Raw genomic sequence first — 24,325 nt, 5'->3', positions numbered from 1 at the left:
GAAGATAGAGATGCAGCTATCAAGAAAGGCGCAACGGACCAAGACCGTGCTTGTCGCCGGCGGCGCCGGCTTCCTCGGTTCGCATCTTTGCGAGACAATGCTCCAGGCCGGCTGGCGCGTGATCTGCGTCGACAATTTCCTTACCGGCCGCATGGAGAACATAGCATCGATCGCCGATCGTCCGGATTTTCGGCTGATCAAGCAAGACATTTGCCGGCCGTTGGAGCCTGGCGAACCGGTGGATCGCATCTTCAACATGGCATGCGCGGCCTCGCCGCCGCGTTACCAGGCCGACCCGGTCCACACGACGCGGACTTGTGTCATCGGGACGCTCAATCTGCTGGAGCTTGCCGCCCGTAGTGGCGCCCGCTTCCTGCAGGCGTCCACCAGCGAGATCTATGGCGATCCCGAACAGCATCCGCAGAAGGAAGACTATGTCGGCCACGTGAACTGCATCGGCCCCCGCGCCTGCTATGACGAAGGCAAGCGCACCGCCGAGACCCTATGCTTCGATTATCTGAGAATGGGAAAAGCCGATATCCGTGTCGCGCGCATCTTCAACACCTATGGTCCCAGGATGGACCCTGCGGACGGACGGATCGTTTCCAATCTGATCATGCAGGCACTCGAGAGACGGCCGCTGACGATATTCGGCGACGGGCTGCAGACGAGGTCGTTCTGCTACGTTTCCGATCTGGTCGACGGCTTGATCCGGTTGATGGAGGTCGATCCCAATCCACGCAAGCCGGTCAATCTGGGCAATCCGGGGGAGTTCACCATCCTGCAACTGGCGAGCCTGGTGAGAGGCATGACCGCAACCAAATCGGACGTGAAATTCCTGCCGCTGCCGCAAGACGATCCTCGTCGTCGGCAACCCGATATTTCCCGCGCAAGGAAGCTTCTCGGCTGGTCGCCAAAAGTGCCGCTCAGGCAAGGTTTGATGCACACGATCGGCTATTTTGCCGAGCTTGAGACGGCGCAGATGATCGACAGAAGACGTCAAATTGCCGCCACCGTACGTTCTGCCTCAGGCCGGCTGCAAAACCTGCCGGCCTGAGGCGGGGAGCGTCTGGCCGCTGCATGATCGCGCGGTCGTTTCGGATTTGGTCACTTTTTCTCGTCGCGGGAACAACCCGTCCAGCTTCTGGTTCTGCCAAGGTACCGGCATGGAGACGATTGTGCATCCGAAGCGATCCGCCAAAGACATCGAGCAAATGGCCGCAAACGAGACGGCTGCCTTCCTGCGGCGCGCCTCCATCACCTATCTGGAATGTTGCGTGAGCCTGATGATGACGCATCTTCAGCGCGAGGAGGTAGTCGCCATCCTCGAAAAGGAAGCGGATATGCTTCGCCGGCTGGACTGATCCTGGTCGAAGGGCCGCAGCTCTCCTTGGTTCTCCAGGAAACGAAGCAACATCGAGGTATAACGTCTTGCCGCGGCCGCCAGCCGGATCTGTTCCCGATCATCGCCAGATCGTGCAGCCATGCTCCACAAGCCAAGCTGGAACGCAAGATAGCAGGGCTCATAGTATTGGACCAGATTGGCATCGACGGGACGGGAGGCTCTCGCTTCCACGGCCTTGCAAAGCGCCCCAGTCGCCGAATTAGAGAGGCTGTACTCGACACGGGCGCCGGCAATGTCCCAGGCGATGTCCTGGCAGCCGATCAGATCGTGCGATCGGCAATGGTCGAGGGCGTCCGTCTTGACCAGCGTTCCACTACGCGAAAGGATGAACTCCCACGGATGAAGCCGCCCGTCGATCTCGACCCGCTGCATGGTCTTGGGGGGAGCCTGTTTCGAGAACCAGGTCTGCAGCTCCGCCGCGCGGCGTTCGCCCAGCGCCTCACTTGTATTCCGCACGGCCATGTCGGCAAGCGCCTCCAGCGAGGCACCTGGCTCCGAGGCAGGCAGATTGGCTGCGCGCCAGGCGAGATAGCCCGCCAGGTGAGCGACCAATTTTTCTTTCGAAAGCGTTGCCCGGTCCAGCGTTGTGCCGTCGATCCAGCGTTCGACCAGAAAGCCATGGCACAGCCCGGCGACTTCCGGGCCAAAGCCTGCGTCGTGCAGCCTCCTGGCGGTCTCGGCCTTGTGCATTCCGATTTCACCGAGGCCGACGAATTTGACCGACCATTTTTCCCGGCCCGCGGAAGCGAGGAACTTCCGCCGCTCGAAGCCGCGATGAACGGGCGGCCAATGATCCTGCGAGCCATAATGCAAGCGACGCCACTCTCCGGCGGATATTTCCATCAGGCTGACCGCTGTGCGGCCGATCATTCTAGCCACCCAATCCCGCAGCGCCGGCAGAGCGGATCCAGCGGGGAAAGTCCGTTCGAAATCCGCAGTGTGTTTTTGGCACACCGTCCATGCCTCACGGATGTCCGCCGACGTCGCGGGGCCCGGGCCACCCAAATGACTTGGGAACAGATGGATGCGCCTGGTATCGATGCCCAGCGCTTGTAGCCATGCGACGACGGCATGGAACGAGCTGCCGGACAGACCCGGGCCCTCATCGACGATGGCAAAGCGGGCCGACGGCTTCGTCATCCAGCCGCTGATCAGCTCCGGATCGGCGGCAAGCCGCCTGCGAAACGGGTGGCCGGTCGGACGGACGCTGACGGGTGCTGGCGCGCCGATGGCTGCAGCCACCATCGCTGCAAGCCCAAGGCCGATGCTGCGGATGCCGATTACGCATGTGTTCGCATCGAGACCCGACTGCCGCGCGGCGACGAAATAGCTCTCCGGATAAAGCGCGTAGTGAGCGTAGCCCTCAGCCGCGCCGGTCAGAATGTCGCCATCGCATTCGAGTTCGGCCAACATTCGCGGCACTTCGGCATCGACCGGGCCGTCGACGGCGAATCCGGCTCTCCACGATCTGCCCACGTCCCGGGCCAAGCCGACCAGGAGATTTGCGCCAGCGATCCGTTGTGGGGAATTCCTGTCCATGCCCTTGGCCGCGAATTCCGCATCGGCAAGGCCCTGGACCAATTCCGAAACCTTGATGAACAGGCCGACCAGGGCTGCGTGCCGTCCGATCCCGCTTGGCATGTCCGCGATGTGCCCGGCCGCGTCGCGAGCCGAGGCGCGAACATATCGCGCGCTCTCAGTTTGCTTGTGGTCGCCATAGACGATCATTGTCCGTCCCGGTTGGCCTCATCCCCCGCTGCACAACTCGGCGGACGCTACTTTGATCCACCGTCGGTTGCACGATTTTTACAGCCGGCAAGGAACAATCCGGGAGGCAGGCGGTTTGGCACGAAGAACTTACCTTCAACAGCATAGGCAGCGGTTTCGTGGGATCGAAGAAAGTTCGGATCGGAATAGTCGGCGTGGGCAACTGCGCCTCCTCCCTTGTTCAGGGCATCACCTATTACCGCGACGCAAGGAGCAATGAGCCCATACCCGGGCTGATGCATGCCGATCTTGGCGGCTACCATGTCAAGGACATCGAGGTGGTCTGCGCTTTCGACGTCGCCAAGGGCAAGGTCGGACGTGATGTGGCAGACGCGATCTACAGCGCGCCCAACAATACTTTCCGCTTTGCCAATGTTGCGCCTACCGACGTTCGCGTCGAACGCGGACCGACGCTGGACGGCATCGGCAAATATCTGCGCGACGAGATCGAGGAGGCCGACGAGCCGATCGCCAATGTCGGCAAGATCCTCGCCGAAAGCGGCGCCGAGATCCTGGTGTCCTATCTGCCAGTCGGTTCGGAGGAGGCAACACGCTTTTATGCCGAGTGCGCGCTCGAGGCGGGCTGCGCCTTCGTCAACTGCATACCAGTCTTCATCGCCTCGCGGCCGGAGTGGCGCCGGCGCTTCGAGCAGCACGGGCTGCCGCTGATCGGCGACGACATCAAGAGCCAGGTTGGTGCGACGATCGTCCACCGGCTGCTCGCCAACCTGTTCCGTGAGCGCGGCGTGCGCATCGATCGCACCTACCAGCTCAATTTCGGCGGCAACACCGACTTCCTCAACATGCTGGAACGCGAGCGGCTGGAATCAAAGAAGATCTCAAAGACGCAATCCGTCACCAGCCAGATCGACGTTCCCCTGGAGCCCGGCAACATTCACGTCGGGCCGAGCGACCATGTCCCATGGCTGACCGACCGCAAGTGGGCCTATATCCGGGTCGAAGGTACGACCTTCGGCGGCGTGCCGCTGAATGCCGAGCTCAAGCTGGAAGTGTGGGATTCGCCCAATTCGGCCGGCGTCGTCATCGATGCGGTGCGTTGCGCCAAGCTGGCGCTCGACCGCGGCATCGCGGGCGCCCTGACCGGCCCCTGCAGCTATTTCATGAAATCGCCGCCCGAGCAGTTCACCGACGCGGAAGCCCGCCAGCGCACGCTCTCTTTCATCGCCGGCAAGGACGAGCCGATGCTCGATGCGGCGGAATGACGACGACGTTTTTTCTGGTGCGCCACGCCGCGCATGACAATGTCGGCTGTTATCTTGCCGGGCGGATGGCCGGCGTTTGCCTCGGCGAAGCCGGCAGGGCACAGGCCTCGCATCTGGCTGACCGTATGGCACGCGAGCCGGTAGCGGCAATCTTCTGCAGCCCGCGCGAACGCACGCAGGAGACTGCCAATCCGATGGCGCTCGCCTGTAATGCCGGTGAAATCGTGATCCGCGAGGAACTCGATGAGATCGACTTCGGCACCTGGTCGGGAAAGACCTTCGAGGAGCTGAACAAGGATGCCGACTGGCGAGCGTGGAACGACCAGCGTCAGCAGGCGAGAACGCCGAGCGGCGAGACCATGCTTGACGTGCAGCAACGCGTCGTCTTGCTGATCGAACAGGTCCGCGGCACCTACCAGAACCAGTGCGTTGCACTGGTCAGCCATGCCGACGTCATCAAGGCCGCGGTGTGCAAAGTGCTCGGCCTGTCGCTGGGGAACTGCTTTCGCTTCGATATCGACCCAGCGTCGATCACCACGGTTGTTTGGGGGGACTGGGGGTCGAAGCTGATCAGACTCAACGAAGCTGCCTGACGAGGAATTTGCCGGATGCGCATGGTCATTTTCGGTCTTACCGTGACATCGTCGTGGGGCAACGGTCACGCCACGCTGTGGCGCGGATTGATCCGGGCGATGGCCGGGCTGGGCTGGTCCATCACCTTCTTCGAACGCAACACCCCCTATTATGCCGGTACACGCGATCTCGACCAGTTGGATGGCGGCAACCTTGTCCTTTACCCGGATTGGGAGGACATCCAGCGCGTTGCCGAGCAGGCGATGAAAGAGGCCGATGTCGTCATCGTCACCTCCTATTGCCCCGATGCCGTGAGCGCGTCGCGCCTTGCTCACCAGGCCTGTCGCGGGCTGAAGGTCTTCTACGATCTGGACACGCCGGTGACGCTGGCGCGGATCGAACAAGGCGAGCCTCCGGCCTATTTCGGGCCGGAAGGGCTTCGCGATTTCGATCTCGTGCTGAGCTACACGGGAGGAACCGCGATCGACGCATTGAGGTCGACGCTGGGTGCACGCCGCGTCATGCCGCTCTACGGCCATGTCGATCCAGAGCGACACCGGCCCGCCCCGCCCAGGCCGGAGTTTGCCGGCGACCTGTCCTATCTTGGAACCTATGCGGCAGACCGCCAGGCCGGGGTCGAGAGGTTGCTGGTCAGCCCGGCTGCGCGCCTGCCGGATCGCCGTTTCATTATTGGCGGCGCACAATATCCGCAGGAATTCCCGTGGAGCGACAATATCTTCTTCGTCCGGCATCTGCCGCCGGCCGACCACCCCGCCTTCTTTTCATCATCACGACTGACCCTGAACGTGACCCGCGAGGCGATGGCCGAACGGGGCTGGTGTCCTTCCGGCCGGCTGTTCGAAGCCGCCGCTTGCGGGGCTGCGATGGTGAGCGACACATGGCCCGGACTGGAGGCCTTTTTCCGGCCCGGTGAAGAGATCGTCGTGGCCAACAGCACCGACGACGTGGTCGCGGCGCTCGACCTGTCCGACGCCGAGCTTGACGCGATTCGCCGCCGTGCGCGCGAGCGGGTGCTGGACGAACACACCTCGGCGCGGCGCGCGAAGGAATTCGACCGCATCCTGTCCGATGCACTGCACGGCTCCACGCATGGCGAGCCGTTGAAGGAGGCAGTTTGATGTTGGGCATCGTGCCCGCAGCCGGACGGGGAAGCCGCATCCAGCCGCTCGGCTTTTCGAAGGAGCTTCTGCCGGTCGGCAGCCGCATCGACGGCAACACCGAGCGGCCTTGCGCGGTCAGCGAATACCTGGTGCGCCGCATGGTGCGCGCTGGGGCCGACAAGATCTGTTTCGTCATCGGCTCGGGTAAGTCGGATATCCTGGAATATTATTCTGCCGGCTATGCCGATGCGGCCGCGCTGTTTGTGGTGCAGCCCTCTCCGGTCGGCCTTTGCGACGCCATCTTCCGCGCCGCACCGCTCGTCGCGGCCGACGAGACCGTTCTGGTCGGGTTGCCCGACACGATCTGGTTTCCCGAAGACGGGTTCCTGGCCCTCCCGGACGACGGCCTGTCCTTTCTGCTGTTTCCGGTGGACCAGCCGGAGTTCTTCGATGCCGTCGTTGTCGACCCGGTCGGCCGGGTGAAGCAAATCCAGGTCAAGCAACAGAATGCCGCGTCGGACTGGATCTGGGGTGCGTTCAAGATGCCCGGCCGCACCCTTCATCAGCTCGCCGCGCTGTGGCGGGAACGGGACCGGTGCGACGAATATATCGGCACGCTGGTCAACGCCTATCTCGCCGCCGGTGGCGAAGCCTATGGCATCAAGGCTGGCACCGCCTATGTCGACGTCGGCACCTTCAACGGTTACCGCACCGCATTGCGGCTGCTTGAAAGCGCCGCCGGTACCAAGGACGACCAAGCCGCCATTACGCTGCCCGGCCACCAGCACGTCCCTATCCTCGCAGGCGAAGGAGGCTAGCCATGCTGCATTCCGATGCCGAGATCCGCCGCCGTATCGATGCGCTCGGCCCATGGTTCCACAATATGGAGCTGGCCGGTATCGAAACCGCTCCCGACCATTTCCTTGGCAATTATCCGCTGATCAAATGGCGCAAATTCGCCGACGCGATTCCCGCCGATCTTTCCGGTAAGGCGGTGCTCGACATAGGCTGTAATGCGGGTTTCTACTCGATCGAGATGAAACGTCGCGGCGCCGGCCGCGTGCTAGGCATCGACTTCGATGAAGCTTACCTGGCGCAGGCGCGCTTTGCCGCCGAGGTCGCAGACTGCGACATCGAATTCCGGCAGCTCTCGGTCTACGACGTTGGCGCCCTGCATGAGCGGTTCGACATCGTGCTGTTCATGGGCGTGCTCTACCATTTGCGCCATCCTCTGCTCGCACTCGATCTGATCCGGGAGCACGTCGCCGACGACCTGATGATCTTCCAGTCGATGCAGCGCGGCAGCACCAACGTGCCGGCGCTCGAGCAGAACTATCATTTCTGGACCCACGACCTGTTCGACCGGCCGGAATTCCCAAAGCTGCATTTCATCGAGCATCGTTACGCCGACGACCCGACCAACTGGTGGATTCCCAATCGCGCCTGCACCGAAGCCATGCTTCGCAGCGCCGGCTTCAAGATCGTGCTGCAACCGGAACAGGAGGTCTATTTCTGCCGCACCGCCGACGTGCCGGCCGGCGGCGGCGCCGTCTACCCGTCGAAAGGACAGATAAATGATTGAAGCCGCGATGATCTGGAACGAGCCCAACAACAAATCCCACTGGGATCCCGAGCTCGACCCCGGCTGGAGCCGCTTCGCCGCTACGGCAATCCTGGCCGCCGACGCGATCGCGGCGGAGAATCCCGCCTTGACCAAGGTGCTGGGCGGCATCTCGCCGATCGATGCCGGCTTCATGACCCGGATGAAGGAATTCGGCGTGCTCGATCACGTCGACGCGGTCGCCGTACACGGCTTTCCGCTCGACTGGAACCTCTGGCAGATCCACGAATGGCCGCAGAAGGTCGGCGAGATCTCGGCTGTCACCGATCTTCCGGTATGGGTCAGCGAGGTCGGCGTGTCGACCTTCGGCGCCGAGGAGGTACAGGTCTGGGGCCTGCGCCGGACCGCGGAATTGCTGATCGGCAACGCACCGCGCATCCAATGGTACAGCCTCTACGACCTGCCGCGCGAGTGGGAAGCGACGACGCGCCATCGCGAGGCGGAAGGCTCGTCTTACTATCGCCATTTCTACATGGGCCTGCTTCGCCAGGACGGCACCCCAAAGCCCGCGCTCGAGGAGTTCCTGCACCACACGCCGGCACTAGGACTGGTGCAGTGGTTCCATTTCGAAGATCACCGGCTTGATGACGCCGTTGCCTGGATGAAACGCCTCGGCGTCACCAATCTGCGTACCGGACTTTCCTGGGCCGACAGCTTCAGGCCGAACGCGCTTGACTGGTTCGACCGGCAGATGGAGGCGTTGGCCGACTTCGACGTTACCGTTACTTTCTGCTTCACGCCGGAGCATCGCGGAATGATGCCGCACCACAGCAGTCCGCCGCTGGTGCCGGAGGAATTCGCCGAGTTCTGCGCGGCAATGACCCGCCGCTATGCCGGCAGCATCGCTGCCCCTTCCGTCGGCAGCCTACGCGCCTCCGCGGCGTGAGGAGCTTCGGCTCTCCCGCCATGACGCTCACCGTCCTCAACGTCGCCTATCCCCTCGCCCCGGTCGGGCCGGATGCGGTCGGCGGCGCCGAGCAGGTGCTGTCGATGCTCGACCAGGCGCTCGTACAGGCCGGACACCGCTCGATCGTGATCGGTTGCCAGGGCTCGAGCGCTGCGGGCACTCTCATCGAGACGCCGGCCGAACCGGGCGTGCTCGATGAAGCGGCGAAGCGCCGGGCGCAGCGTGCTCATCGCGCTGCAATTGCTACCGCACGCGCTCGCTGGCCAATCGACGTGGTTCATTTGCACGGCATCGATTTCGACGCTTATCTGCCGGGCGACGGGCCGACATTGGTGACCCTGCATTTGCCGCTCGACTGGTATCCGGCCGACGCTCTCAATCCGGCGCGGGAGGATCTGTGGCTGCATGCGGTATCAGCGGCTCAGCAAAGAACCGCGCCGCCGGGAGCCAGGCTCATCGAACCGATCCCGAACGGAGTGGACATTGACGCGCTCAGCGAGCGGCAGGCCAAGCGCGACTTTGCCCTCGTGCTCAGCCGCGTCTGCCCGGAAAAGGGCATCCATCTGGCGCTGGACGCAGCCAAGAAGGCCGGTGTGCCGTTGGTCATCGGCGGCAAAGTCTACCCTTACGAAACCCACACCGCGTATTTTCGCGACGAGGTCGAACCTCGGCTGGACGACCGGCGCCGCTTCCTTGGTCCGGTCGGCTTTGTCGCCAAGCGGCACCGGCTGAACACAGCCCGATGCCTGGTCATCCCGAGCCTTGCCGCGGAAACCAGTTCGCTCGTGGCCATGGAGGCGCTCGCCTGCGGCACACCCGTGGTGGCCTTCCCGAATGGCGCACTGCCGGATGTGGTCGAGCACGGCAAGACCGGGTATCTGGTCGGGGATGTCGACGAGATGGCGCAAGCCATCCTTGCCGCGCCCGGCCTGGATCCCGAGACCTGCCGGGCCGAGGCGCGGCGGCGCTTTTCACTCGACCGCATGGTTTCCTCCTACATGGACGCCTATCGGGCGCTGGCACGGCTCGGCACAGACAGCGGGCAGCTCGCGACGGCGAAGTGAGCGGGACATGCTCCGCGGTGAGATCATCGACGATCCGGCCGGCCTCGAAGCCCTTGAGCCACACTGGTGGGAACTCTGGTCGCGCAGTCCCTCGGCGACGCCGTTCCAGTCTCCCGCATGGTTACTGCCATGGTGGCGGACATTCGCTCCCGGCGAGCTAGCGACCGTCGCCGTCTGGAGTGGCGACGATCTGGTCGGCCTGGCGCCACTCTATCTGGAACGCCAGGACGCCGGCGCGCGGCTGCTTCCGCTCGGCATTTCGTTGAGCGACTATCTGGATGTCCTTTGTATTCCCGAAACCGCCGCACCGGCCGCCGTCGCCATCGCCGACACGGTTCTTTCCCTCGGCTGGTCGCAGTGGATCTTGCAGGACCTGCCTCCCGGCGGCGCCGGCCTTGCCATCAGGCATGCCGCGCTCGAATCGTGCCAAGCCGTCAGTCATGCCGCTTGCCCGGTGCTCGCTCTCGTCGGCGACCAGACGCTTCAAGGCTGTGTTCCGGCGCGGCGGAGGCGCCAATTGCGCCGCGCCCTCGGGGCCGCGTCGAGACGCGGCAGGGTCTCCATCGAACCCGCTTTGTCCGATCCGCAGACATTCCTCGATCACCTGATCCGCCTTCACCGCGCGCGCTGGGCCGGACACGGCGACGGGGTTCTGTCCGATTCCCGCGTGGAAGCATTCCACCGTCAGGCGCTGCCGAAACTGGTCGCACAAGTGCTTGCCCGATGCTGGCTCATCACCATCGGTGACGTGATCGTGGGCGCCTATTACGGGTTCCATCATCGGGGCCGCGCTTACGCTTACCTCGGTGGCTTCGATCCGGCCTATGCTGAGGAAAGTCCCGGCGCGCTGCTCATCGGCCAGGCGATAAGGCAGGCGATCTGCGAAGGCGCGGAAGAGTTCGATTTTCTGCGCGGACAAGAGGCCTACAAATACAGTTGGGGCGCCGTCGACCGGTGGACGATGCGCAAGATCTGGACGCGGAGCAAAGGGCGATGAGCGCGACCCAGCCAGGATCTCGGCGGTCGACATCAGCAAGGCGGGTGCTGGAGGACTGCATGGCAGACGGTGCCAGCGTCGAAGCCGTCATCGCCAGGCTGGCTCTCCGTTTCGAGACAGGAATCGAACCCGCAGAACTGGCGAAGATTGCACAAAACACGCATTCGGCCGATCCGCGAAAGACGGCAAAACTACGACGGATTGCGGACCTGCTTCAGCGCAGGCCCGAGATCTTCGCCACGCTGCGCAAAACAGGTGCTGCCGTTCGGCATGAGCGTGGCGGTGGCGAGACCGACGATGCGGTTGTCAAGCGGCTGGCGGCAGGGTTTGACGCGGCGGCGGCGATCTCGCCGGCGGCGAGCGTCCAGCTGTCGTCGCTGGGCGATGAGGAAAAGCTCGCGGCCGCTACGGCTGAAATCGTTGCATGGTTGGAGAGGCGAGGCTTTACCGGAATCGGCCGCGACATACTGGATATCGGCTGTGGCATCGGTCGGTTCGAACAGGTGCTCTCTGCTCTATCGCACCGGATCGTCGGCAGCGATATATCCCCGGCGATGATCTCGATCGCCCGCCGGCGATGCGCCGGGCTCGGCAATGTAGAATTCCGCCCTACCCGCGGTTTCGACCTTGCCGATTTTCGCGATGCCAGCTTCGACCGCGTGCTGGCCGTCGACAGCTTTCCCTATCTGGTGCTGGCCGGCCTCGCGGAACGACATTTTGTGGAAATCGCACGCGTGCTGAAGAGGCCAGGCATGGCCGTGCTTTTGAATTATTCATATCGCGGATCGCCGGCGCTGGATCGCGCCGATGTCCATAAGTTCGCCAACGCAAATGGCATGCAAGTTGTCGTCGACGGCGAAAAGCCGTTCCGGCACTGGGATGGCGATGCCTTCCTGCTTACGATTTCCGGCGGAACATTGCGGCCCAACGCAGGTTCGGATGCCGAACGAGAAAAGCCGCTATTCGACAGCAGGAAGGAGGACGAGATGGCGTCCGGCAGCAAGAAGCACATCGGTCGCGGCAGTCACGGCAAAGGCGCCGGCGCTGGCGCGATGACCGATCTTCCCAAGGACAAGATCGGAGAGAACGCCGTTCTGTCCAACAGAGACAAGAAGCAGCACACCAAGGAGCGTGGGCTCGACGGCAATCGGGTTAAATCGGAGCAGTACCAGGATCATTCAGCGGATCGGCGGCCTGAAGACTGATCGTTGCGGCAGCATATGGCTTGCAGCCGGTGAGCAATTGAAACGCAGCGAGAGCCCAACCGCTGACGAAGCTGTGCAAGGACCGAAGCCGGTCGCATGGATGGCCTGCAAATTCTTGCAAACTCGCACTGTTGCCACCAGAGTGAGATGAAGGGACCAACATTTGCCAAGAGAACGCGATGTCTCGCGCAAGGGAAGATTCCGTCGGCACGCGCGCCGATCTGACGATAGACCGGGAAATCGCTTCCTTGCTTGCGGCAATCGAGCAGGAAAGGGTTCCTGACCGGCTGACCAAACTTGCGATCGAATTGCAGCATGCGCTTGTCGAAAGACGCTTGCGCGGAACCAGTAACTAACGTGACATATATTAGCGGCGCCTCTCGGCTTCGAAGTCCAGTTGTCCTTCGGACAGATAGCTGCGCCTTTCCATCAGGGTTTGCGAGGAACTTTCGCCTAGGTATTCAAGCACGCCGGCGCGGGCCCTGTTGAGCCGGCTCTTCACGGTTCCCACCGCGCAACCGCATATTTCGGCGGTTTCCTCATAGCTGACGCCCAGCACGCCTATTAGCATCAGAACCTCGCGCTGATGCTCGGGAAGGCTCTGGATGGCCTGGTGGACTTCCTTGCCCTGTACGGACCATTCCTGCGTCGCTTCCGAGATCGGCCGCAGCGAAGCGCAGTCGAGCAGGCCGGGCGCTTCCCTCACGGCGGCCCTGACACGCGTGTAGTAGGTGTTGCGCATGATCGTGAAGAGCCATGACTTCATGCGCGTTCCAGCTTCGAACTTGTCAATGTTGGCCAGGCCCTTGGTCAGCGTCTCCTGGACCAGGTCGTCGGCATCATCGGGAGTGCGGCAGAAGGTGCGGGCGAAAGCCCTCAAAGCGGGTATGAGGTCGACGATGGAAACTTCTTCGGCTTCGCGGGTCGCCAAGGCGTAGGCTGTGGGTGGCAATGGTTCAGCTCCCGTCCAGAATGAGTTCGCGAGCGCAGACCAGTTAAATGCATTGGGCGAAAGATCGTTCCGGTTGCGAAAATCACCCCGCTCCAGAAAACCGGAGAGGGCTTGGCTGAGCAATCCCGGCCGACGGCGATATTTTTGACGGAACAACCATCGGGATCGCGGAGTTCAAAATCAAGGTCGTCCGACAATTCGGGCGCCGCCATTTGGCGCGTCGAAATGCGATTCGCAGCGAGCCTTGGCCGCGACCTCAAGGGCGGCCTGCCACCTCAAGAAACAGGAGGAGTCCATGACAGGAAACAAGCACGCCAAAGGCAAAACGCCGGCCGATAGCGATCTTGCCAACGATCCCGGCATCGGCAGTTCCAGGGGCACGATCAAGGAGGGCGACCGGCTCGATCAGGGCACCAATACGTTCGAAGGCGATGTCGAGAACGACACCACGCCGCAAGGCGGTATCAATCCTCGGCAAAAGATGCGGACCAACAAGTGACCGGCCGCGCACGATCGAACAAACCTGCTGCAACCCGTGCAGCAATCCCGCGTTAAAGAGCATGAGCCTCGGGTCCGCCCCGGGCGTTGATGCGACAGGCTCTTTCGCGGAGACACAGATGACAAAAAAATTGTTTGGCCGCCCGGTTCCAATTCTCGTCGGCCTTGGTTTCCCTCGCTATGTCGAAAATATCTGGCAGGCCTATGACGTCTTAAATGAATGGCCGAGCCGCGGTCCGGCGCACAAGGCGGCGTTCGACGCCTGTCGCGCCGGGCTGGCTGACGAGGTCGACGTCGAGACGGTGCGTGCGGCGTTCGATAAATTCGCCCGCAAGGCGGGCATTCTGGCCTACGATATCGCAGCCGAAACACCAGCACGCGCCAAAACAGCTGCGAAGGCCTACGACGTTTGGCTGAAACGCCCGTCGGACAGTCGTGTAGACCCTGAAGACACGCAGCTTGCTTGAAGCGACACCTTGCTTGAACCGGGAGGAATACGGTGCAGAGAATAGAGTTCGATACACCTGTTTGCATCTATTTCGGCAAGCCCGGGCGATCACGATTGGTCAGTTCCGTTTTCGAAGCAGTACATTGCCTGAAAAGCGAGAAATGGCCGACGCGCAATGCCCCACTGGCGCTGGCGGCCGCTGATGTATTGAATCGCGCCCGAACCGGTGAAATTACGGCCGGCAAAGCGCGGCAAGCGTTTGTCGACGCCGCGTGGGAGGCAAACATTCTTGTCGAAGGCGAGCCGCATGATGGGCATGCCACGACAGCCTTCATATCGGACTGCGGGTGAAGCGGCAGGCTGCCTCCCTGAAGTTCCGCCCAAAGCTTGGTTTATCGCGAATGATTGGCGTCCTCGGCCTTTTTCTCGCGCTGCTGCCTGAGGATTTCGTCGGTTCCGACGAGCTTCTTCGATCCGCCCGGGATCGCGGTGGAGACGACCGCCGGTGGGTCGCTTGCCGGGAAGGAATCTTCCAGGCCTGCCTGCAATTGGTCTTCCAGCGTTTGCGGCTCTTCAGAGCGGCCGGGGGTCCTTCGGGTATCTACGCTCTCCAGCGGCTGTGTCATGTCCGGCGAAGACCTGACTTCTCGAATCCAGCCATAGAGCTGTTCGATGGCAAATTCCTTCATCGTGTCGAAATCGGCCTTTTCGTCACGCAATGCCTCGATTTGGTCGACCATGGTCTTCTCGAAACGTTCGAGGCTATCGCTTCCGCAGGCCCGGCAGAGACGCACCAGCGCCTGGCGCAGTATGAGTGGCGCAAAGTGCGCCGTTGCCTCAAGCCTGAGCTGCTGCAAACGCTCCGGGGTAGCGGCTTGGAACTTCGACATGCTCGACCTCTTCGCCTTGTGGAGCATGTCAACGAAAATTGTCGGCGGATGTTCCATCGGCGGCCGCTGCATCGCTCGATCCTCAGCGGTGCGCGCCACCACCGACTGCCATGCGGATACCGAGACCGACGACGACGCAGCCTGCCACCCGCTGCTGCCAGAGCCTTACCTTCGGTCGTTTCATAATCCAGGCCCCGAGCGTGCCGGATGCGAGTGCATATGTGCCCAGCACCAGCACACCGGTCATTTTCTGGGTGCCACCGAGCAGCAGCAATTGCAGCGTGACCGATCCGCGAGCAGGATCGACGAACTGCGGAAGGAATGCCACCATAAAGGTTATCGGCCAAGGATTTATCAGATTGGCGATCATTCCTTCGCGTGCGGCCACAAGCGGTCCGACATTGCGCGCCTCCTCGACGGCGACGCTGGCTGACGGCAACAGCACCAGACGCGATCCAAGCCAAACGAGATAGGCTGCACCCGCCCAGCGAAGCATGGCAAAGGCAAGCGGCGATGCCTGGAGCAGCGACGATATGCCGAGGGCAAGGAGCGGCAGCTGGACCATACCGGCGCCGAGGGTCATTCCCAGGACGGTGAACAGGGCAATATCACGGCCCTGCCCGATGCCGCGCGCAATCACCAGCAGACTGTCGGGCCCCGGCGGCATCTGCATCAGGATGACCGTTCCGACAAAAGCCGTCCACGAAGCGGGATCCACGCCGCTACTTCGCCCCGGTTTCGTAAGATGCCTTCGCGCTGTCCTTCAACTGGCCGGCATCTCGCATCGTCTTGAGTGCTTCGTCCCTCGTCAGGCCGCACCTGCGGGCAAAAAAATCGATCTCATAGGCCAACTCGGCCGACAGGTCGTGTTTGGCATACGTTCTTCGCTTGTGTTTGCGTGCGCCCATTCAGGCTCGGTCCCGGATACGTTAGTCCTCCCGAACTCACATCGGATCAGCCGGTTCCCACTGCCTGACCAATTCGTTTCCGCAGTTTTTCTCACGCGCCGTCCGGCCGGCCGACCCTGTCCTTGAGTTCGTTCAGGAATGCGAGCAGCGCGTCTTCAGGATCGTCGGCCTCTTCGGTCAGCATATCGATGCCCCAGCGGCCGAGAACAGCCTCCTGGACGATGCTCGGCTGCGACATGAAGATGAAGGATTTCGGACGGTTCTTCTCGTAACCGGACCTGCGCCAGGTCTGCCAAAGCCGATGCAGCAGCAGACGGATGTTCATGTCGGACATGCTGTAGCCGATGAACAGGATGGTGCGCCCTAGCGCGTCGGCTCGAAATTTCACATCGAGCGGCGAATCGAACGACAGCCGTTCAAAATAGTCGGTCTCCGCCAGGACCAACGATTTATCGTCGTCGAAATCGCCGTGGAATTTGATGATCTGCGTCACCTCGCCGGTGGCCTTTGGCAAGTCCTTCGCATTGGCGACTTTGACAAAGGGGCGGCTATGGATCTCGAAGGCCACCTCGAGGTTGCGATCATAATTGGTGGTGTAGATGATCGGAAAATCGAGCGATACGATCAGCTTGTGGATTGCCGATCGCCGCACTTCTTCCCGCGAGACGCTCCATTCGCGATCCATCCAACTGCGCAAATGGCTGAGGCTCCCCTGCTTCAGCCGGTAATATTCTGCAATGGCCTGATAGCTGGCCTCTGGTGCGCCTATCATGTCCTCGTGAAGGCCGAGCTCGTTTTGCATGTGCTCGATGAGCTTTTGCCAAGACGGCAAGCCGACGCTCATCGACACCCCGGCTCCAACGAACAGGATCGCTCGTCGCTCTTTCACCGATTGAGCCAGTTGCTCGACTGCGGACAGCATTCGACACAACTGCCAGAAGTGCTGCTCTGTTCCGACGGCGCATGGACCATCGCAAGAATAACTCCGATTTCCGGTTGAGTGCCAACACCCAGATCGGCTGTCCCGAGTTCCGGTCCCCGAGTTTGTCCGACCGAAGCCGATATTTATTTCGTTCCCTTTGGCACTTCTGCGCCTCCTACGCGTTGGAGAGTGTTCAACAAAGACAGCGCAGCTAATGGATCGCCATCGGATTGTCTCGGTAGCATTATGTCTGTTCCTGCTTACGATCGGCGCCGTCCAGCAAAAGGCTTGGGCTCAAGCACCTTGCCCGGCCGACCATGACAAGTTGCTGGCCGCCCTCAAGGCCAACGTCAAGTCCAGCGGCGGTCCCGGCAATGGCGGCTTCGACACTAATGAATGGGCGGCAGTCGTGGCTCGCGACGGAACTGTCTGCGCCGTCGCCTTCAGTGGGCCGACCGCCGACGCCCAGTGGCCTGGCAGCCGGCTGATCGCCGCTGAAAAAGCCAATACCGCCAACGGGCTCAGCCTCGCCCACATGGCGTTGTCCACCGCGAACCTCTATGCGCCGGTGCAGCCCGGCGGTCCTCTATTCGGTCTGCAGGCCACCAATCCGGTCAATCCAGCGGTGGCCTATGCCGGCGATCCTTCGACGTTTGGAAGCTCCAGCGATCCATTGCTGGGAAAGCCTATCGGCGGTGTCGTCGTGTTTGGCGGCGGCCTGGCTCTCTACGACGGCAAGGGGATCGTCGGGGCCCTGGGGATAAGCGGCGATTCCTCCTGTGCCGACCACAATGTCGCCTGGCGTGTGCGCGCCGCGCTCGGGCTGGACAAGGTACCGGCAGGCGTCAACCCAAACCGCAAGGACGCTATCATTTACGACCTCGATCCCGGCGGCAAGAGCGCCTCCGGCTGGGGCCATCCATTGTGTGCCGGAAACGAGGCGGACGTGGCGGCGGAGCTTGGCGCCGGGGTCGGCGGCTCGATGCGCAAATGAGGAAAGGGCGACAGGTGGCGGCGAAAACTCGTGTGTCAGCCAGAGGGGGAAACAGGCCAATGGCTGCGAGGTTGGGATGGACGCTGCTGGCGGGGTTTGCACTGATGACGGCGGCGGTTGCGCAGTCAATATCAAGCCCTGCGATAAATCCGCCGGCCGCAGCTGCTCCGCCCGACGACGGCCAGTGGGCGATGCCGGCAAAGAACTACGCCTCGACCCGCTACAGCGAACTTGCGGAGATCACCGAAGACAACGTCAAAAACCTGCAGGTGGCCTTCACCTTCTCGACCGGCGTCAACAAAGGTCAGGAGGCTGCGCCCCTGGTCGTCGGCAACGCGATGTACATCGTGACGCCGTTTCCCAACATCCTCTATGCGCTTGACCTTACCAAGCCCGGCGCGCCGATGAAGTGGAAATTCGAGCCCAACCCCGAGCCCGCCGCGCAGGGAGTTGCCTGTTGCGACGTGGTCAACCGCGGTGCGGCCTTCTTCGACGGGCGCATCTATTTCAACACGCTCGATGGTCATGCCATCGCCGTCGATGCGGCAACCGGCAAACCGGTCTGGAACACCCATATCGGCAACATCAATATCGGCGAGACCATCACGATGGCGCCGCTGGTGGTGAAGGGGAAGGTACTGGTCGGCAATTCCGGCGGCGAAATGGGCGTACGCGGCTGGATCAAGGCGCTCGACGCCGGCGACGGGCACGTCGTCTGGACGGCCTACAATACCGGCCCGGACGCCGAGGTGCTGATCGGCCCCGATTTCAAGCCGCATTACGACATGGACAAGGGCAAGGATCTCGGGGTGACATCGTGGCCGCCCGACGCCTGGAAGATCGGCGGCGGCAATGTGTGGGGCTGGATCTCCTATGACCCGGACCTCAACCTGATCTTCCACGGCACCGGAAATCCCGGTCCGTGGAATCCGGATCTGCGGCCCGGCGACAACAAATGGACCGCCGGCATCTTTGCCCGCGATCCCGACACCGGCGCAGCCAAATGGTTTTATCAATGGACCCCGCACGATTTGCACGACTACGACGGCATCAACGAACAGGTGCTGCTCGACATGACCTGGCAGGGCAAGCCCCGCAAGGTGCTGGTCCGACCGGAACGCAACGGCTACGTCTATCTGTTGGACCGCACTACGGGCGAAGTACTGTCGGCAGTGCCGTTCGGGCCTGTCAATTCCAGCAAGGGCGTCGACCTGAAGACCGGCCGGCTGATTGTAAATCCGGACAAGAAGACCGGCACCGGCAAGGTCGTCCGCGACATCTGTCCCACCGCATCGGGCCTCAAGGACTGGCAACCTTCGGCGTTCTCGCCCAAGACCGGCCTGCTCTACATCCCGCATAATAACATGTGCATGGACGAAGAAGGCGTCGAGGTGAATTACATCGCCGGCACGCCCTATGTCGGCATGAACGTGCGCATGATTCCCGGGCCGGGCGGCAATCGCGGTGCATTTACTGCCTGGGATGTCGCCGCCGCCAAGCCGGCGTGGAGCCTGAAGGAGAACTTTCCGGTGTGGAGCGGCGCCGTCGCCACTGCCGGCAACGTCGTGTTCTATGGCACAATGGAAGGCTGGTTCAAGGCGGTCAGCGCTAGGACCGGCGAACTGCTTTGGCAGTTCAAGACGTCGTCCGGCATCATCGGCCAGCCGATCACCTATCGCGGCCCGGACGGGCACCAATATGTTGCGGTTCTTTCGGGCGTCGGCGGCTGGGCCGGTGCGATCGTATCCGGCGATCTCGACCCGCGCGACGCCACCGCCGCGCTCGGCTTCGTCAACGTCATGAAGGATCTGAAGGATGTAACCACGCCGGGAGGTACGCTGTATGTGTTCCGGCTGCCTTGAGACGATCGGCCGCGTTATGTGCTCACGGAAAACGCGTTCGCGGCGGCTTGCCGCCGCGGTTGGCGCACTGGCGCTCTCGTTTGTCGCCGCCGTTGCCGATGCGCGCGAGTTGAGGATCTGCGCAGATCCCAACAACATGCCGTTCTCCAATGCCGCCAGGCAGGGCTTTGAAAACAAGATTGCCGAACTCGTCGCCCGGGAGCTTGGCGCGACTATTTCCTACACGTGGTGGGCACAGCGGCGCGGCTTCGTCCGCAACACGCTGAAAGCCGGCCTGTGCGATCTGGTGCCCGGCACGCCCACCAATCTCGAGATGCTGCGCACCACCGCGCCCTACTACCGGTCTTCCTACGTCTTCGTGACACGCAGGGATGCGCCGGAAATCGCGTCCTTCAACGATCCTCGCCTGCGCGATCTGCACATCGGCGTCCAGCTGATCGGCGACGACGGCGCCAACTCGCCACCCGTCCAGGCGCTCGGCAGTCGCGGCATCGTCGGCCATCTCGTCGGTTTCCCCGTCTATGGCGACTATTCGGCGCCAAACCCGCCAGCGCGCATCATTGAGGCGGTCGCGAATGGCGACATCGATATGGCCGTCGTCTGGGGGCCGTTGGCCGGCTACTTCGGTGCCAGGCAAAAAGTACCGTTGCGGATTACGCCGGTTACACCGCGAATCGACGGTCCGCTGCTGCCGATGATCTACGACATTTCGATGGGCGTGCGCCACGACGACGATGCGCTGCGCAGCGAGGTAGACGCAGCGCTCGCCAAACACCGCGCCGAGATCGATGCAATCCTGGCGGCATATGACGTGCCTCGCCTCGACGTCGCCGGGGCGGCAGCGCGATGAACCGCGGCCTTCCATGCGTGCTGTCGGCGATGCTCGTTCTTGCCGCTTGCCAGCGTGAGGAACGCGACACGCGTCCACAGTCGGCGCTCGGCTCGGGCGACCAACCGGCAGCCGTCACGGCCCTCGAGCCGGGCGGCCAGCGGCCAGCCTCGTCCAACAACAAGGCCGGAGTGTTCGAGGCCAACGCGTTCCACCTCAGCGAGGGCAAGCGTCTGTTCAACTGGTTCAACTGTTCCGGCTGCCATGCCAATGGCGGTGGCGGCATGGGCCCGGCGCTCATGGATCAGAAGTGGCTCTATGGCAGCTCGATCGAAAGCATCCACGCCACGATCAGGGACGGTCGGCCAAACGGCATGCCGAGCTTTCGGGACAAGATCCCGGACGACCAGATCTGGGAGCTTGCCGCCTTCGTCCGCGCGTTGAGCGGCAACGCGCCAAAATCGGCTGCGCCGAGCCGCGACGACGACATGATGCCCCATCCGTCCGAAAATCGCCTGCCGGATGCCGCGACTCTGGGGAAGTCGCCGTGAACCGCCTTGTTTGCAGCGTGTGCTGCGGCGCAGCCTGCATGCTGCTCCTTGCAGGATGCAGCGGCTGGCAATCCGCGCTTGACCCAAAAGGCCCGGCCGCGGGCGAGCTTGCATGGCTGATCTGGTTCTTCACAGCGCTGTGCACGGTGGTCTGGCTTTTGGTGATGGCCGTGCTGATCCTGCCATTGGCCCGACGCCCCGCGCCGGTCGGCGATCCGCTTGTCCTCGACGCTGCCGCCGAGCGCGGCAAGATGCGAATTGTCGTCGCCGCACTCGCCGCTACCGCCCTGATCCTGGTCGGCCTGACGCTGCTGAGCTACTTCGCTAACCGGACGCTTGCCGCCATCGGCTCGGATGCGGCGCTGACGATCCGGGTGACCGGGCATCAATGGTGGTGGGAGGTGCGCTACGAAAACGATCAGCCGAACCGCATCCTGACGACCGCCAATGAAATCCACATCCCGGCGGGCGAGCCGGTGCGGCTTGTAGTGACCTCGACCGACGTCATCCATTCCTTCTGGGTGCCGAACCTCTCGGGCAAGCTGGACCTCATTCCAGGCCACGAGAACGTTCTCGATCTGAAGGCTGACAAGCCCGGCGTCTATCGCGGCCAGTGCGCCGAGTTCTGCGGCGCGCAGCACGCCAATATGAGCACCTTCATCATCGCCGAACCTCGGCCCGTCTTCGACGCATGGCTGAACGATCAGCTGCGGCCGGCAGCTGCCCCCGTGTCGACCGAGGCCAAAACCGGCCACGACCTGTTCCTCAAACGGCCATGCGTGATGTGCCACAAGATCGGCGGCACCATCGCCGGCGGCACGGTCGCTCCCGACCTTACACATATCGCAAGCCGGCGGACGCTCGCTGCCGGAACGCTGGCGATGAGCCGCGGCAATCTCGCAGCCTGGATAGCCGATCCGCAAGGGATCAAGCCAGGTGCCCGCATGCCCGTGGTGGGACTGAACGGGGACGAGCTGAATGCGATAGTAGCCTATCTCGAGGGCTTGAAATGAGTAGCGCCGACCTAGCCCATGGGCGAGACCTCGCCCAGCAACGCGCCGCAGCACAAAAGGGTGACCTGGTTCCCGAGCGCGACGGCCCTCGCGATACCGGCCTCGACGACGCCAGCCTCGAGCGCAGGCTGGCGCGGACATGGCAGACCGTGCCGGGCATCATCGGTGCGCTCTCGAGCGTCGACCACAAAATTGTCGCGCGGCGGTACCTGATCACCGCTTTCGTCTTCCTGTGCCTCGGTGGCCTCAGCGCCGTTGCCATGCGCATCCAACTGTCGGGGCCGGAGCGCGGGCTGATCGGGCCGGACCGCTACAACCAGCTATTCACCATGCATGGCGTGACCATGATGTTCCTGTTTGCAGTGCCAATCGTTCAGGCGACCGGCATCTATCTCGTGCCGCTGATGGTCGGCACCCGCAACATCGCCTTTCCGCGCCTCAATGCATTCAGCTTCTGGATTTATCTCTCCGGTGGCCTCTTCGCCTGGGTGTCGTTTGCACTCGACATGGCGCCCGACGTCGGCTGGTTTTCCTACGTGCCGCTGTCCGGTCCTGAATTCGGGCCAGGCAAACGTTCCGATGTGTGGGCGCAGATGATCACCTATACCGAAGTATCGTCATTGGCGGTTGCGGTTGCCACCATCGTCACCGTGCTGAAGCAACGCGCGCCGGGCATGTCGCTGGACAAGATTCCGCTCTATGTCTGGGCGATGCTGGTCACCTCCTTCGTCATCGTGTTCGCCATGCCGGCAGTCATGATCACGTCGACCTTCCTGATCCTCGACCGACTGGTCGGCACCCATATCTTCAATCCCGCCGAGGGTGGCGACGTACTGCTGTTCCAGCACCTGTTCTGGTTCTTCGGCCACCCCGAAGTCTACATCATTTTCCTGCCGGCCACCGGCATGGTGTCCTCGATCATCGCCGCTTTCGCCCGGCGTCCGGTATTCGGCTATCTGGGCATGGTTCTGTCGCTGATTTCGGTCGGCTTCCTGTCGTTCGGCCTGTGGGTTCACCACATGTTCGCAACCGGCCTGCCCAAGCTCGGCGCGAGCTTCTTCACCGCCTCAAGCATGCTGATCGCCATCCCGAACGGGCTGCAGATCTTCTGCTGGCTGGCGACATTGTGGGACGAACGCCCGATAATCAGGACGCCGCTGCTGTTCGTGTTCGGCTTCTTCTTCACGTTCGTCGCGGGCGGCCTGACCGGCGTGATGCTGGCGTCGGTGCCATTGGACCTGCAAGTACACGACACCTATTTCGTTACCGCGCATTTCCACTACGTGCTGATCGGCGGGTCGGTGTTCCCGCTGCTCGGCGCGACCTATTTCTGGTTCCCCAAGATCACCGGCCGGATGATGAGCGAGCGTCTTGGACGCTGGCACTTCTGGCTTGCCTTCATAGGCTTCAATGCGGCGTTCTTTCCGATGCACATTGTCGGCCTGTGGGGCATGCCGCGCCGGGTCTACACCTATCCGGTGGAGCTCGGCTGGGGCAACATCAACCTGTTCATCACAGCCGGCGCGGTTGTCCTGTTCCTAAGCTTCGTTCTGTTCACCATAAACCTGGTGTACAGCGCCTCGAGGGGCGCCCCGGCCGGGGACAATCCCTGGAATGCGGGCACGCTTGAATGGGCGACAAGCTCTCCGCCGCCGAGCTATAATTTCGCTCGGATTCCGGTGGTTACCCACTCCGAGCCGCTCTGGGCCGAACGTGACACGCTGCCTGTCGCGACCGGGCTTCGCGTCGACGCGCGCGAACTTGTCATTTCGACAGTGGCAGAAGCGCATCCAGATGTGCGCGAGAAGTCGGCGACGCCGTCGATCTGGCCATTGTTCGCCGCGCTCGCCGTCGGCGCCACCTTTCTCTATTCGATCTTCAGCCCGTGGGCGGTGGTCTGGGGAGCCGGGCCGATCGCCATCACTTTGATCGGTTGGTTCTGGCCGAAAGGCGATCCGGAGGATGAGGAATGAAACAGCGTCCTGCCGCCGATCTTTCCAAACTCCCGACCTTCGGGATCGGACCGCGCAGCCCGACCTGGTGGGGCACTCTCGCCTTCATGGCGCTGGAGGGCACCGGCTTCGCGCTCGCCGCAGGCGCCTATCTTTACCTCGCCTATCTGTCGCCCGAATGGCCATTGGGCGTGCCGCCGCCCAACCATTGGCCGGGCACCATCGTCACGCTGTTGCTGCTCGCCAGCGTGGTGCCCAATCACATACTGAACCGCTACGCCGAAGCCTGTGCCATGGTGCCCGTGCGCATCGGCCTGATCGTCATGACGCTGCTCGGTATCGCACCGCTTGTCGTGCGGTGGTTCGAATTTCCGGCCCTCAACATCTATTGGGATACCAATGCGTACGGCTCAATGCTGTGGGTCCTGCTCGGCCTCCACACCACACACCTGATCACCGACGTCGGCGACACGCTGGTGCTGACGGTCCTGATGTTCACGCGCCATGGCTATAGCGGCCGGCGTTTCGGGGATGTTGGCGACAACGTCTTCTACTGGGATTTCGTGGTCGCGACCTGGATCCCGATCTATCTGTTGATCTATTGGATGCCGAGGCTTGACTGA

27 protein-coding genes and 1 pseudogene are annotated in these 24,325 nt (G+C 62.6%); 22 read left to right on the top strand and 6 right to left on the bottom strand.

Annotated features, from left to right (window positions below; all coding sequences use genetic code 11):
• Positions 1–10 precede the first annotated feature (10 nt).
• The gene (locus NKH80_RS19175; protein ID WP_352701920.1) at positions 11–1,057 is read left to right on the top strand and encodes a UDP-glucuronic acid decarboxylase family protein; all 1,047 of its coding nucleotides are present in this window, start codon (positions 11–13) and stop codon (positions 1,055–1,057) included.
• Between the two features lie 243 nt (positions 1,058–1,300).
• Here NKH80_RS19175 and NKH80_RS19170 read toward each other — a convergent pair whose 3' ends face one another.
• Complete coding sequence (locus NKH80_RS19170; protein ID WP_352992954.1) at positions 1,301–3,133, bottom strand: hypothetical protein; 1,833 nt, start codon at positions 3,131–3,133, stop codon at positions 1,301–1,303.
• A gap of 158 nt (positions 3,134–3,291) precedes the next feature.
• Here NKH80_RS19170 and NKH80_RS19165 point away from each other — a divergent pair, with 158 nt between their 5' ends.
• From NKH80_RS19165 to NKH80_RS19115, 11 genes and pseudogenes are all read left to right on the top strand, one after another.
• Complete coding sequence (locus NKH80_RS19165) at positions 3,292–4,395, top strand: inositol-3-phosphate synthase (RefSeq protein WP_352992952.1); 1,104 nt, start codon at positions 3,292–3,294, stop codon at positions 4,393–4,395.
• A complete protein-coding gene (locus NKH80_RS19160; RefSeq protein WP_254818806.1) occupies positions 4,392–4,988 on the top strand; it encodes a histidine phosphatase family protein in 597 nt (198 codons plus the stop codon). The genes NKH80_RS19165 and NKH80_RS19160 overlap by 4 nt, the downstream gene beginning before the upstream one ends.
• Positions 4,989–5,003: 15 nt before the next feature.
• The gene (locus NKH80_RS19155; RefSeq protein WP_352688582.1) at positions 5,004–6,107 is read left to right on the top strand and encodes a CgeB family protein; all 1,104 of its coding nucleotides are present in this window, start codon (positions 5,004–5,006) and stop codon (positions 6,105–6,107) included.
• Positions 6,107–6,907, top strand: coding sequence for a nucleotidyltransferase family protein (locus tag NKH80_RS19150; protein ID WP_352992950.1), 801 nt, complete (start codon positions 6,107–6,109; stop codon positions 6,905–6,907). The genes NKH80_RS19155 and NKH80_RS19150 overlap by 1 nt, the downstream gene beginning before the upstream one ends.
• A gap of 2 nt (positions 6,908–6,909) precedes the next feature.
• Positions 6,910–7,671, top strand: a complete 762-nt coding sequence (locus NKH80_RS19145) for a TIGR04290 family methyltransferase (protein ID WP_352476458.1) — start codon at positions 6,910–6,912, stop codon at positions 7,669–7,671.
• A complete protein-coding gene (locus NKH80_RS19140; RefSeq protein ID WP_352992947.1) occupies positions 7,664–8,596 on the top strand; it encodes a glycoside hydrolase 5 family protein in 933 nt (310 codons plus the stop codon). The genes NKH80_RS19145 and NKH80_RS19140 overlap by 8 nt, the downstream gene beginning before the upstream one ends.
• A 20-nt stretch (positions 8,597–8,616) precedes the next feature.
• Positions 8,617–9,681, top strand: a complete 1,065-nt coding sequence (locus tag NKH80_RS19135; RefSeq protein ID WP_352992945.1) for a glycosyltransferase family 4 protein — start codon at positions 8,617–8,619, stop codon at positions 9,679–9,681.
• 7 nt (positions 9,682–9,688) lie between these two features.
• Positions 9,689–10,678 (top strand): GNAT family N-acetyltransferase, encoded by a 990-nt coding sequence (locus NKH80_RS19130; RefSeq protein WP_352992943.1) that lies wholly within the window; start codon positions 9,689–9,691, stop codon positions 10,676–10,678.
• Positions 10,675–11,442, top strand: a pseudogene (locus NKH80_RS19125) (class I SAM-dependent methyltransferase); the annotation flags it as partial. The gene NKH80_RS19130 and the pseudogene NKH80_RS19125, both read left to right, overlap by 4 nt.
• Positions 11,443–11,664: 222 nt before the next feature.
• The gene (locus NKH80_RS19120; RefSeq protein ID WP_023676213.1) at positions 11,665–11,883 is read left to right on the top strand and encodes a hypothetical protein; all 219 of its coding nucleotides are present in this window, start codon (positions 11,665–11,667) and stop codon (positions 11,881–11,883) included.
• A 179-nt stretch (positions 11,884–12,062) separates the two neighbouring features.
• A complete protein-coding gene (locus tag NKH80_RS19115; RefSeq protein WP_254818813.1) occupies positions 12,063–12,239 on the top strand; it encodes a hypothetical protein in 177 nt (58 codons plus the stop codon).
• Positions 12,240–12,250: 11 nt separating this feature from the next.
• Here NKH80_RS19115 and NKH80_RS19110 read toward each other — a convergent pair whose 3' ends face one another.
• The gene (locus tag NKH80_RS19110; RefSeq protein ID WP_502900970.1) at positions 12,251–12,835 is read right to left on the bottom strand and encodes a sigma-70 family RNA polymerase sigma factor; all 585 of its coding nucleotides are present in this window, start codon (positions 12,833–12,835) and stop codon (positions 12,251–12,253) included.
• Positions 12,836–13,130: 295 nt separating this feature from the next.
• On the opposite strand from NKH80_RS19110, the gene NKH80_RS19105 reads away from it, so the two are divergent.
• The 3 genes from NKH80_RS19105 (at position 13,131) to NKH80_RS19095 (ending at position 14,132) form a co-directional block, all read left to right on the top strand.
• Entirely contained in the window at positions 13,131–13,334 is a 204-nt protein-coding gene (locus NKH80_RS19105; protein ID WP_254818814.1) for a hypothetical protein, read from the top strand.
• Between the two features lie 118 nt (positions 13,335–13,452).
• The gene (locus tag NKH80_RS19100; RefSeq protein ID WP_254818815.1) at positions 13,453–13,800 is read left to right on the top strand and encodes a DUF982 domain-containing protein; all 348 of its coding nucleotides are present in this window, start codon (positions 13,453–13,455) and stop codon (positions 13,798–13,800) included.
• Between the two features lie 32 nt (positions 13,801–13,832).
• Positions 13,833–14,132, top strand: a complete 300-nt coding sequence (locus tag NKH80_RS19095; protein ID WP_352992941.1) for a DUF982 domain-containing protein — start codon at positions 13,833–13,835, stop codon at positions 14,130–14,132.
• 41 nt (positions 14,133–14,173) lie between these two features.
• Here the strand turns inward: NKH80_RS19095 and NKH80_RS19090 are convergent, their stop codons facing one another.
• The 4 genes from NKH80_RS19090 to NKH80_RS19075 all read right to left on the bottom strand — a co-directional run bounded on the left by NKH80_RS19090 (position 14,174) and on the right by NKH80_RS19075 (position 16,501).
• Positions 14,174–14,671, bottom strand: a complete 498-nt coding sequence (locus NKH80_RS19090; RefSeq protein ID WP_254818816.1) for a hypothetical protein — start codon at positions 14,669–14,671, stop codon at positions 14,174–14,176.
• 82 nt (positions 14,672–14,753) lie between these two features.
• Positions 14,754–15,389, bottom strand: coding sequence for a LysE family translocator (locus tag NKH80_RS19085; protein ID WP_352476452.1), 636 nt, complete (start codon positions 15,387–15,389; stop codon positions 14,754–14,756).
• 4 nt (positions 15,390–15,393) lie between these two features.
• On the bottom strand, positions 15,394–15,579 hold the full coding sequence (locus NKH80_RS19080) for a hypothetical protein (protein WP_352992939.1): 186 nt from the start codon (positions 15,577–15,579) through the stop codon (positions 15,394–15,396).
• 91 nt (positions 15,580–15,670) lie between these two features.
• Positions 15,671–16,501, bottom strand: coding sequence for an SIR2 family NAD-dependent protein deacylase (locus tag NKH80_RS19075; protein WP_352992937.1), 831 nt, complete (start codon positions 16,499–16,501; stop codon positions 15,671–15,673).
• A gap of 214 nt (positions 16,502–16,715) precedes the next feature.
• On the opposite strand from NKH80_RS19075, the gene NKH80_RS19070 reads away from it, so the two are divergent.
• The 7 genes from NKH80_RS19070 to NKH80_RS19040 all read left to right on the top strand — a co-directional run bounded on the left by NKH80_RS19070 (position 16,716) and on the right by NKH80_RS19040 (position 24,325).
• Positions 16,716–17,495 (top strand): heme-binding protein, encoded by a 780-nt coding sequence (locus tag NKH80_RS19070; RefSeq protein ID WP_352505438.1) that lies wholly within the window; start codon positions 16,716–16,718, stop codon positions 17,493–17,495.
• A gap of 104 nt (positions 17,496–17,599) precedes the next feature.
• Positions 17,600–19,357: a methanol/ethanol family PQQ-dependent dehydrogenase gene (locus NKH80_RS19065; protein ID WP_352702085.1), complete on the top strand. Its 1,758-nt coding sequence runs from the start codon at positions 17,600–17,602 to the stop codon at positions 19,355–19,357.
• 16 nt (positions 19,358–19,373) lie between these two features.
• Positions 19,374–20,207 (top strand): substrate-binding domain-containing protein, encoded by an 834-nt coding sequence (locus NKH80_RS19060; protein WP_352701941.1) that lies wholly within the window; start codon positions 19,374–19,376, stop codon positions 20,205–20,207.
• A complete protein-coding gene (locus tag NKH80_RS19055) occupies positions 20,204–20,737 on the top strand; it encodes a c-type cytochrome (RefSeq protein WP_254818823.1) in 534 nt (177 codons plus the stop codon). Before NKH80_RS19060 ends, NKH80_RS19055 begins: the two co-directional genes overlap by 4 nt.
• A gap of 38 nt (positions 20,738–20,775) precedes the next feature.
• Positions 20,776–21,750 carry a cytochrome c oxidase subunit II gene (gene coxB / locus NKH80_RS19050; protein WP_352505441.1) on the top strand — a complete coding sequence of 325 codons (975 nt, stop codon included), beginning with the start codon at positions 20,776–20,778 and terminating at the stop codon, positions 21,748–21,750.
• Complete coding sequence (gene ctaD / locus NKH80_RS19045; RefSeq protein WP_352701944.1) at positions 21,747–23,723, top strand: cytochrome c oxidase subunit I; 1,977 nt, start codon at positions 21,747–21,749, stop codon at positions 23,721–23,723. Before coxB ends, ctaD begins: the two co-directional genes overlap by 4 nt.
• Complete coding sequence (locus NKH80_RS19040; RefSeq protein WP_254818826.1) at positions 23,720–24,325, top strand: cytochrome c oxidase subunit 3; 606 nt, start codon at positions 23,720–23,722, stop codon at positions 24,323–24,325. The genes ctaD and NKH80_RS19040 overlap by 4 nt, the downstream gene beginning before the upstream one ends.

The organism is Mesorhizobium sp. M0904, from assembly GCF_040319475.1.
GTDB lineage: Bacteria > Pseudomonadota > Alphaproteobacteria > Rhizobiales > Rhizobiaceae > Mesorhizobium.
The sequence above is the reverse complement of the archived record's forward strand: the minus strand, read 5'-3'. Positions and strand labels throughout refer to the sequence as shown.